The 9,540-nt window shown below is 46.0% G+C and carries 9 protein-coding genes; 4 read left to right on the forward strand and 5 right to left on the reverse strand.

Going from position 1 to position 9,540, the window contains the following annotated elements:
- The first annotated feature begins 2 nt into the window (after nucleotides 1–2).
- Complete coding sequence (locus tag A37S_RS0114255) at nucleotides 3–749, forward strand: ABC transporter ATP-binding protein (protein ID WP_028297574.1); 747 nt, start codon at nucleotides 3–5, stop codon at nucleotides 747–749.
- A gap of 66 nt (nucleotides 750–815) precedes the next feature.
- Nucleotides 816–2,042: an ABC transporter permease gene (locus A37S_RS0114260; RefSeq protein ID WP_028297575.1), complete on the forward strand. Its 1,227-nt coding sequence runs from the start codon at nucleotides 816–818 to the stop codon at nucleotides 2,040–2,042.
- A gap of 72 nt (nucleotides 2,043–2,114) precedes the next feature.
- Here the strand turns inward: A37S_RS0114260 and fsa are convergent, their stop codons facing one another.
- From fsa to A37S_RS0114285, 5 genes are all read right to left on the reverse strand, one after another.
- Entirely contained in the window at nucleotides 2,115–2,792 is a 678-nt protein-coding gene (fsa, locus tag A37S_RS0114265; protein ID WP_028297576.1) for a fructose-6-phosphate aldolase, read from the reverse strand.
- Nucleotides 2,793–2,834: 42 nt separating this feature from the next.
- Nucleotides 2,835–4,826 (reverse strand): sialate O-acetylesterase, encoded by a 1,992-nt coding sequence (locus A37S_RS0114270; RefSeq protein WP_084163912.1) that lies wholly within the window; start codon nucleotides 4,824–4,826, stop codon nucleotides 2,835–2,837.
- Complete coding sequence (locus tag A37S_RS0114275; protein WP_169719506.1) at nucleotides 4,820–5,437, reverse strand: helix-turn-helix domain-containing protein; 618 nt, start codon at nucleotides 5,435–5,437, stop codon at nucleotides 4,820–4,822. The genes A37S_RS0114270 and A37S_RS0114275 overlap by 7 nt, the downstream gene beginning before the upstream one ends.
- Before the next feature lie 61 nt (nucleotides 5,438–5,498).
- Nucleotides 5,499–6,827 carry a xylose isomerase gene (gene xylA / locus A37S_RS0114280; RefSeq protein WP_028297579.1) on the reverse strand — a complete coding sequence of 443 codons (1,329 nt, stop codon included), beginning with the start codon at nucleotides 6,825–6,827 and terminating at the stop codon, nucleotides 5,499–5,501.
- Between the two features lie 72 nt (nucleotides 6,828–6,899).
- A complete protein-coding gene (locus A37S_RS0114285; RefSeq protein ID WP_028297580.1) occupies nucleotides 6,900–8,402 on the reverse strand; it encodes a xylulokinase in 1,503 nt (500 codons plus the stop codon).
- 583 nt (nucleotides 8,403–8,985) lie between these two features.
- Here A37S_RS0114285 and A37S_RS0114290 point away from each other — a divergent pair.
- Nucleotides 8,986–9,300 carry a carboxypeptidase-like regulatory domain-containing protein gene (locus tag A37S_RS0114290; protein ID WP_084163913.1) on the forward strand — a complete coding sequence of 105 codons (315 nt, stop codon included), beginning with the start codon at nucleotides 8,986–8,988 and terminating at the stop codon, nucleotides 9,298–9,300.
- Between the two features lie 44 nt (nucleotides 9,301–9,344).
- Nucleotides 9,345–9,540, forward strand: a 196-nt coding sequence (locus tag A37S_RS27780; RefSeq protein ID WP_211229751.1) for a hypothetical protein, incomplete at its 3' end; no start/stop codon positions are given.

The raw sequence follows: 9,540 nt of genomic DNA on the forward strand, positions 1-9,540 counted from the left end.
GCATGAGCGACATACTGAAAATACACGACCTACGCAGAGAGTTTAAGGTAGGTTCGCAAATCGTAAAGGCACTAAAAGGTGTCAGCTTTTCGGTGGAATCGGGCGAGTTTCTTACCATCATGGGTAGTAGCGGCTCGGGCAAATCGACCATGTTGAACATACTGGGCTGTCTGGACAAGGCCACGTCGGGCGACTATTTTCTGGATGGAGTGAACGTAAGAAGTCTCGACAAGGACGCCCTTGCCCAGTTGCGCAATAGGAAAATCGGCTTTGTATTCCAAGCCTACAACTTGCTGCCACGTACCTCCGCTTTAGAAAACGTAGAATTGCCCCTCATGTACCAATCGGGTGTAGGACACAGGGAAAGACGGGAACGGGCAATGCATGCACTGGAACTGGTGAAACTGGCCGATCGCTTTGACCATACGCCCAACCAGCTGTCGGGCGGACAGCAGCAGCGTGTGGCCATAGCCCGGGCATTGGTCAACGAGCCCGTGATGATATTGGCCGATGAGGCCACGGGCAACTTGGATACCAGAACCTCCTATGAGATCATGAGTCTTATGCAGGAGCTCAACCAGGAAAAGGGAAAGACGATCGTATTCGTCACCCACGAGCCCGATATTGCCTCTTTCAGCAGCCGTACCGTCATGCTACGCGATGGACTACTGCAAAGGGACACGCGCAATACAGACATCAAATCTGCCAAAGAAGCTTTGGCGGCCTTGCCCGTAACGGATGACTATTAATAAACTTTTTTAATAAGCTTTTCTAAAGTTTTCAACTTTAGAAAAGTTATATATAACTAAATAGTTATGAGCTTTATAAATTTATTCAGAATAGCCCTAAAAGCCCTAAAACGCAACAAGCTGAGAGCGTTTCTCACTATGCTTGGCATCATCATCGGTGTGGCGGCGGTCATCACCATGATGTCCATAGGAGAAGGCTCTAAACAAAGTATCCAGAATACTTTTTCCAGCATGGGGTCTAACATGATTACCATCATGCCTTACAATAACATGCCCATGCCAGGGGGCGTGCGGCTGGGAGCCTCCAGTGTACAGACGCTTACCTTGGACGACGTGGACAAAATAAGGGAGCAGGTGAAAGACATCAGTGCCATATCGCCAGGCGTATCCAGCAGCGGACAAGCCATTAAAGGTTCAAAAAACTGGCCTACCTCACTGCAAGGCGTGTCGCCCGAATATTTGGGCATACGCAAACTATCCATACAGGAGGGCAGCAATTTTACGGATGAACAGATAAGATCGTCCCAAAAAGTTTGCTTGGTAGGAAAAACGGTTGTGGACAACCTGTTCAATGAGGGCGAAAATCCCATAGGACAAATTATTCGTTTCGGCAAAATCCCATTCGAGATCATCGGGGTGTTGAGTCCCAAAGGCCAGAACACCTTTGGACAAGACCAAGACGATATCATCATAGCGCCATATAGTTCGGTGATGAAACGTATATTGGCCACCACCTATATCCAAAACATCTATGCATCGGCCACTACCGAGGCCGTGTCTGACAAGGCCACTGACGAGATCATTGCTGTACTGAGAGCCAACCACCGCTTGCGCGAAGGCGCCGAAAATGACTTTGATGTCAGAACCCAAGCCGACCTCATCAATACCATGAGCAGCACCAGCAGCATGATGACTAGCCTACTGACTGCCGTTGCGGGTATCTCCTTGGTCATTGGCGGCATCGGTATCATGAACATCATGTATGTCTCCGTGACAGAACGTACACGCGAAATAGGCCTACGCATGTCCATCGGAGCCAGAGGTAAGGATATCTTGTGGCAATTCCTAACGGAAGCTATACTCATTAGTATTACCGGGGGACTAATCGGCGTCGTGCTCGGCATTTCGGCCTCCTTAGCCGTATCCTATCTCCTGCATTGGCCTACCATTATCTCCGAGTCTTCCATTATAATTTCATTCATCGTTTGCGCTTTTACGGGGGTCTTCTTCGGCTATTACCCCGCGCTCAAAGCCGCAGCATTGGATCCGATAGAAGCATTGCGGTATGAATAAGATGTGGTTTCTCCGTTAATTGTTATTTCAGCTTGGGAAGATGGTGAGCGTTCTTTTTAATCACCATCTTCACTAAGCATTTGGCTTATTGGTTGTGGCAGCTGCCCTTTCGTAATCGGCAAGGAATTGTGCCAGGCCAATATCGGTCAAAGGGTGTTTCAATAAGGCGGTTATCGCCGACAGGGAACTTGTCACCACATCGGCACCTGATTTGGCACAGGCAATGATGTGCATGGGATGGCGTACGGAGGCGGCCAAGATCTGTGTTTTGAAATCGTAATTGTCATAAATCAACCTGATATCGTCTATCAAGACCATTCCATCTGTAGAAACATCATCCAAGCGCCCGATGAAAGGCGACACGTAAGTAGCACCTGCCTTGGCTGCCAGCAAGGCCTGCCCCGGAGAGAAAACCAAAGTACAGTTCGTCCGAACACCTTGGCCACTGAGGTACTTAATAGCTTTGACACCATCTTTAATCATAGGAATCTTTACCACGATCTGCTCATCGATTTTGACCAGTTCTTCGGCCTCCTGCAGCATTCCCTCAAAGGTGGTGGATATCACTTCTGCACTTACGTCGCCATCGGTAATATCGCAAATGGCCTTGTAGTGGCGTATCACATTTTCGTGCCCGCTAATCCCTTCTTTGGCCATCAATGAAGGATTGGTTGTCACACCATCCAATATACCTAATTCATGTGCTTCTCTTATGTGACCGAGATTGGCCGTATCGATAAAAAACTTCATAACAAATTTATTTTTAAATATTTATAAACATTTATTGAAAAATCACTTTAGGTCAACCTCAAAGGGTGAAGCAGGCAACCCTGCTTCATTGTACAGGTTGGCATGCACCGGATTATCTGCCCAAGCGTAGCGAACCGCTGTCGGATGGGCAATCGAATCGTGCCACACCAATACTTCATTGCCATCTATCCTTGCATTGGCCCATATGAACTTTCCGTCAGGGCCAGCTATGGCAAAGCCTTGCAGTTCACCTCCCGTCACCTTCAAAGGAGACCCAGCGCTGAAGAAATCGATAATCACTTTATTGTCTTCCAGGCGAAACGACTTGTATAGCGGTCCTGTGTACACCAACTTTTCCTCGCCGTATGCCATTTTCCGCGCTGCCAGTGACAGGCGTTTCCCTACCGTTTCCTTGTCCAATGGGTGGATATCGTTTGCTTCGCCCACATCAATTGTTACTGCCATGGCAGTATTCGGTAGATCCAATGCCTTAAACTGTGCGTACCTCAATGCTGCCCATCCGCTTTCCGACGGTTGGTCTCTAGGTTCCATAAAATTGGCCAATTGTACATAAAGGAATGGGAGATTCTGCCGATGCCAATTTTTACGCCAGTCATTGATTAAGTCTGGAAAAAGACTTTGGTATTCCGCGGCGCGATCGGTATTGGACTCTCCCTGATACCAGATGACGCCTTTTATGGCATAGTTCAATAAGGGCGCTATCATGCCATTGAATAGGCCCCCTGGCTGGTAATGAAAAGTAACGCCTCCTCCCGGCATGGGATTGGAGGCATAGCCTAGCTGACACTGCCATGTGCCGCTGAGATCAATCCGTTCCTTACCTGACTGCAGCATATATTCCTTCCCTTTCACAAATCCACCACGCCCCACATTGCTTATTACTCTTAGGACAACAATATTCTTGCCCTTTTTCAACAAACCAACGGGTACAGGATACCGTCTAGGCGGGTACTGATAGCCCGTGGTGCCCACCAAGGTGCCATTGACATACACCTCATCCCGATCAACGATAGCGCCCAGCACCAGCATGGCTGGTTTTCCTACCATCGACTCTGGCACCTCAATTTCTTTACGAAACCATACAACGCCATTGAGATGATCTTGTCCCCTCGTGTCAAAAATTTGCCAGTCGTCCCAATAACCAGGTATCGTTGCATTTTTCCATCTTTCTGGCCGGTAAGCTTCATCATACCACTTTGTCTTTCCTTGCAATCCCAAATCGCTACTGTCAATCCGTGCATTCCATGCTTGGATAATGGCCGCATCGGCTTTCTTGATGCTATCTACCAAGAGGCTATCCCTATACTTTTTATGGATAGCCAAGTAATGAGGGTAGCTCTTTAATGTATTTTCACTTAGCCAAGCTTCTGCCGGCGAACCTCCTACGGCCGATTTAATCAAACCGATTGGCACCTTATATTTTTCATATAATTCTCTGGCAAAAAAATACCCAACTGCCGTGAACTTCAACACGGATCCTGGATCGGCATCCACCCAGGTTCCTTCTTCCAAATCGTCTTTGGGCGATGCAAACGCATAACGTGTGGATACGTCAAATTGCCTGATTTTTGGATTGGTGGATGAGGCAATTGCTTCCTCAAACCTCGGCTTAACGCGAACCATAGGCAGCTCCATGTTTGACTGACCTGAACAGACCCACACATCCCCTATCCATATATCATTGAGGAGAACCCGATTGCTTGCTTTTATTTCCATCGTATAAGGCCCACCTGCCTGCATGGCAGGAAAGGTCACGATCCATTGACTTTGTTCATCCGTAATGGATCTACGTCTTATACCGTTAAAATCTACGGCAACCTCCTCGCCTACCGAAGCCCAGCCCCAAATCCGAATCTCCATATCGCGCTGGATAATCATGCCATCGCTTATCAATCTGGGAAGACGAATCTGCGATAGTACATGATTTTCGGAAATACCTATAAGGCATAATACTACCGTCAGGTATTTCAAGCAGGCAGCGCCAATTTTTCTATAACGGATAGCAGTCAACATACAGAAACTTTTCTTTTTCTGTCAAGAAATTCGGAAGGCAGTACCCCAAATCTCATCTTAAATGATTTTGCAAAATAGTTGGGCGTAGTGAAGCCAACAGCATAGGCAACCTGTGCGATATTCATATCGCTTTTTTCCAACAGAACTGCTCCCCTATCGAGTTTTATGGACCGAATGTAGTCAATGGGAGATTGGCCGGTGATTTCGAGCAACTTATAATACAAGGTTCCACGACTCATACCCACATGTTTACTAAGGTTTTCTACCGACAATGCGGGGTCTGTTAGATGCCGCTCGATATAGAACAGTACTTTTTTCAGGAACTTAGTATCCCGTGATTCGACCTCAATTTCTTTCGGAGATACCATAAAGTCCCTCAGCTGATTGGCCAAATTCAACAATCTTTTGGTATGTTGCTTAACGGCAAGCAATTTTCCAAAAACATCAGCATTCGTTTCACAACACATCAGCTCTTCCAATGGCGCCAAAACCAATGTTAGGGAGGTGCTCAGCTCATGGTTAAGTCGAGCCAAGCTTTCTATGTTCAGCTGATTCGGTATCCACACTGTTTTTACCTCCCCATACTGTTGTTGGATTTCTGACTTTCTCATAATTTTCATAGGCCCTTGTCATCTAATATAAAATTGAAGCCAATAAGTATGTTACATCTATCTAGATATACCTGTTTATCAGGTTTTCGAGGTACTCTTGGCGCCCACTAGTTGGCTTAGGTTCTCCATTTGCCACCGCATAGTTGCGCAGATCCTCCAACGCTAATTTACCTTTCTCGAAATCCTTACCTGTACCAGAATCGAAAGAGGCATAACGATCCTTCCTGATTTGCTTATAGTCGGATTCCTGCAATATGCGGTCGGCCGTAATCAATGCCCTTGCAAAATTGTCTATGCCGCCAATATGCGCGTAGAACAAATCGACGGGATCTGTAGAGTTCCTCCTAATCTTGGCATCGAAGTTGGTTCCTCCGCCGGCAAGGCCACCGGCCTCCAGGATAATGAGCATACTCTCCGTCAATTCATTCAGGTTATTTGGAAACTGATCGGTATCCCAGCCATTCTGGTAGTCGCCCCTATTGGCATCTATGGATCCTAATAGTCCGGCATCTGCAGCTACCTGCAACTCGTGTTGAAAGGTGTGTCCGGCCAAAGTAGCATGATTGACTTCCAAATTCAACTTGAAATCGTCCAGCAGATCATATTGGCGTAGGAAGCCGATCACCGTGGCCGCGTCATAGTCATATTGGTGCTTAGTAGGTTCACATGGCTTCGGCTCTATCAGAAAAGTACCCTTGAAACCTTGCCTACGAGCATAATTCTTTGCCGTGTGCAGGAATTGGGCAAGATGCTCTTGTTCCCTTTTCATATCCGTATTCAGTAAGGTCATATACCCTTCGCGACCGCCCCAGAACACATAGCTTTCACCACCAAGGGCAATGGTAGCATCGATAGCTGCCTTCACCTGTGCCGCTGCATGGCTCAACACGTGGAAATCGGGATTGGTGGAAGCTCCGTTCATATAGCGCTCGTGACTGAAAACATTGGCCGTTCCCCATAAGAGCTTTACGCCACTAGCCGATTGCTTTTCCTTGGCGTAATCTACCAATGCCTGCAATCTTCTTTCATTTTCCGGTATATCGTTTCCGAAGTCTACCAAGTCCACATCATGAAAGCAATAATAAGGAGTACCCAGCTTGGTGAAAAACTCAAAGGCCGCATCCATCTTGTCCTTGGCGCGAGCAATGGGATCTTGTTTTACATCCCAAGCAAAATGCAATGTGGGTCCGCCGAATGGGTCGCTGCCATTGGCATTAAAGCTGTGCCAATAGGCTACGGCAAAGCGCAACCATTCGCTTAAGCTTTTGCCAGCGACTACCTTGCTTTCATCATACCAGCGATAGGCAAGCGGGTTATCACTCTCTAATCCTTCAAATGGAATTTTGCCAATATTCTTGAAAAATTCTGTTTCTCCAATAGTTAATTTCATGATGCTATTTTTGATTTTTTTTTAAACGTAAAGACACTACTAGTTGGTTAAATCTATGCAGGTTTATACCTATCAATTATTCAATACCTGTTGAGTTTCATGTAAGAGCCTATCCAATTGGGCAGACCATTGACCATAACCTTCTTCATACACAAGTTTTTTTTCGGGATGATATTCCGCAACTATAGGCCTACCGGCAAAAGCTTCTTGTTCTGTGCGGTAATGTCCTACCCCGATAGCTGCTCCAATGGCCGCCCCTACACTGCCATCCGTATGGTATAATTGCAAGTGCAATCCGGTAATGTCCACAAACGTTTGTGCAAAGGACTCACTGAGGAACATATTGGTCTTTCCAGCCTTGACGAGCTCGGTAAGCAGCCCATTTTCCTGTAAGATGTTCAGGCCATAGCGAAACGAATAGGCAATCCCCTCGTGTACCGCCCTGAAAAGGTGTCCGGGACTATGTTGGTTGAAATCCAGTCCGATAAACTGTGCACCAACTTGCTTGTTCTCCAAGACGCGTTCTGCCCCGTTGCCAAACGGTAAAAACAATAAGCCTTCACTCCCCTGCGGAATCCCGGCAATCACTCCATTCATCTGTTCATAGGAAATGTTGGGCGCAGCAATGTCTTTTATCCATTTATTGGCTATTCCTGTACCATTAAGGCATAGCAGCACGCCTAAACGAGCTTGTTCAGTAGTATGGTTCACGTGGGCAAATGCATTTACACGACTCCGCTTATCGTGGTACAATTCACCTGTTACGGCATAGAGCACGCCACTGGTACCCGCATTGGCGGCAATTTCTCCAGGGTGCAGTACGCCTAGCGAGAGCGCGTTGTTCGGCTGATCGCCTGCCTTATAGCTGACAGGGATATGTGGAGGTAAACCCAATTGTTCTGCCACCGAAGGCTGCAATTCACCATGGATCGAAAAAACGTCCTGTATATAAGGAATAAGGTCGTGCCGAAGCCCCAGCACATCCAATACCTCCGTTGCTAGCCGATCATCCCTGAAGTTCCATAATATCCCCTCGGACAACATGGACTTGGTTGCCGTTACCTGTCCGGTCAAACAAAGCCCTATATAATCTCCCGGCAGCATCATCCTGTATGCCTTCTTATATAGCTGCGGTTCGTTCTCCTTCACCCAGGCCAGTTTTGCAGCCGTAAAATTACCGGGTGAATTGAGCAAATGGGACAGGCACCACTCGTGCCCCATCGTGTCGAAGGCTTTTTGGCCGTAAGGTACCGCGCGGCTATCGCACCAGATAATGGCATCGCGCACTGGATGCAGATTCTCATCAACCAGTACCAAACCGTGCATCTGATAGGCAATTCCTATGGCCTTTATATCTCTCGGGTTACAGGCACCTCTTGACAAGAGCATACCAATAGCCTGTTTCACGTCAGACCACCATTGCCTTGGGTCTTGCTCTGCCCATCCCGGTTGCAGACTTTTGATTTCTCGTTCTTGTTCGGGGTAACTCACAGAAACCACAACAGAATGCCGCTCCGTATCGAGTATGCTCACTTTTACGGATGAAGTACCCAAATCTATCCCTAATGATAACATATGATGAAAAAGTCTATTGGTTATTTGCAGTAAAGGTAATGTATTTTTGCAATCGGTTGCAAAAATTTAATAAAAAATTTTAAACCAACGCCCATCTTGTTAATGAGCTGCTACAAAAATCAACCTCTAGTTATCGTGCATTTACAAACAACACACCACCTCCTATCATTCTTCTATTATAAAACAGACAACTAACAATATAGAAATAATATTAAATCTATTTATCCACACACCGAAAGCACGAACTCAAAGCAAATCGCAAATCCCCAACAATTAGTTTTAAGACACAGTAAACCCACAACATCGACACAACTACCTTATGTAAAAAATATTTTTTGCAATCGGTTGCATAAATCGATTTTTTATTTATACCTTTACCCTTGTAAAAACCAAGCACCTCTCAAAGAGGTATAAAACCAATAATTATGAAAACAGCAAGTAAACCTTTATTTGAAGTCAATTGCTATGTAGAAATATTACATAGTATACCTCCAAACGGCGCTTTTGTGCCTGCTATCTAGCTGCACGGTATAGCAAGAAAGAAAAGATAGTCACCAATTTTACCATTTTATAAACCAAAAAAATGATGAGTCTTTACAATTTTGGGATACTTTGCCCACTTGGCAGGCTAAAGTATTTGTTATGGGCGTCTATGGCGGTGCTCTTACTATCCTATCCGGCATCAAAGGCCCTAGCCCAGGATGCCACCATTCGCATAACCGGAACGATCTCCGGGGAAACAGGCCAACCCTTGTCAGGCGTATCTGTCAAAGTAAAAAATCAAGCGCCTAGCACATCTACGGATGCAAATGGCGCGTTCTCACTCAACGTAGCCCCAAACAGTACCTTAATTTTTACTTATATAGGGTCTGCTGAAAAACTCTATTCGTTTTGTTAACCAATGAATTATAGTTATTTTTAGGTTGTCAAGTGCAAGGATTTATGAAAAAAGCATCAAAAAGGCGTGCACCTAGCCCTATTTATAGCAGTCCGAATCAGCTCATTATTGAGGGATTTGAGTCTCCTTTTGATCGTCATCTTAACCCAGAAAACCGTTGGGTTAAGTTAGCTCATCTGCTTCCCTGGGATAGTTTGTCGAACATTTATTACAAAGCATTTCCCAAGAAAGATACAGGTC

Source organism: Olivibacter sitiensis DSM 17696 (assembly GCF_000427965.1).
Lineage (GTDB): Bacteria > Bacteroidota > Bacteroidia > Sphingobacteriales > Sphingobacteriaceae > Olivibacter > Olivibacter sitiensis.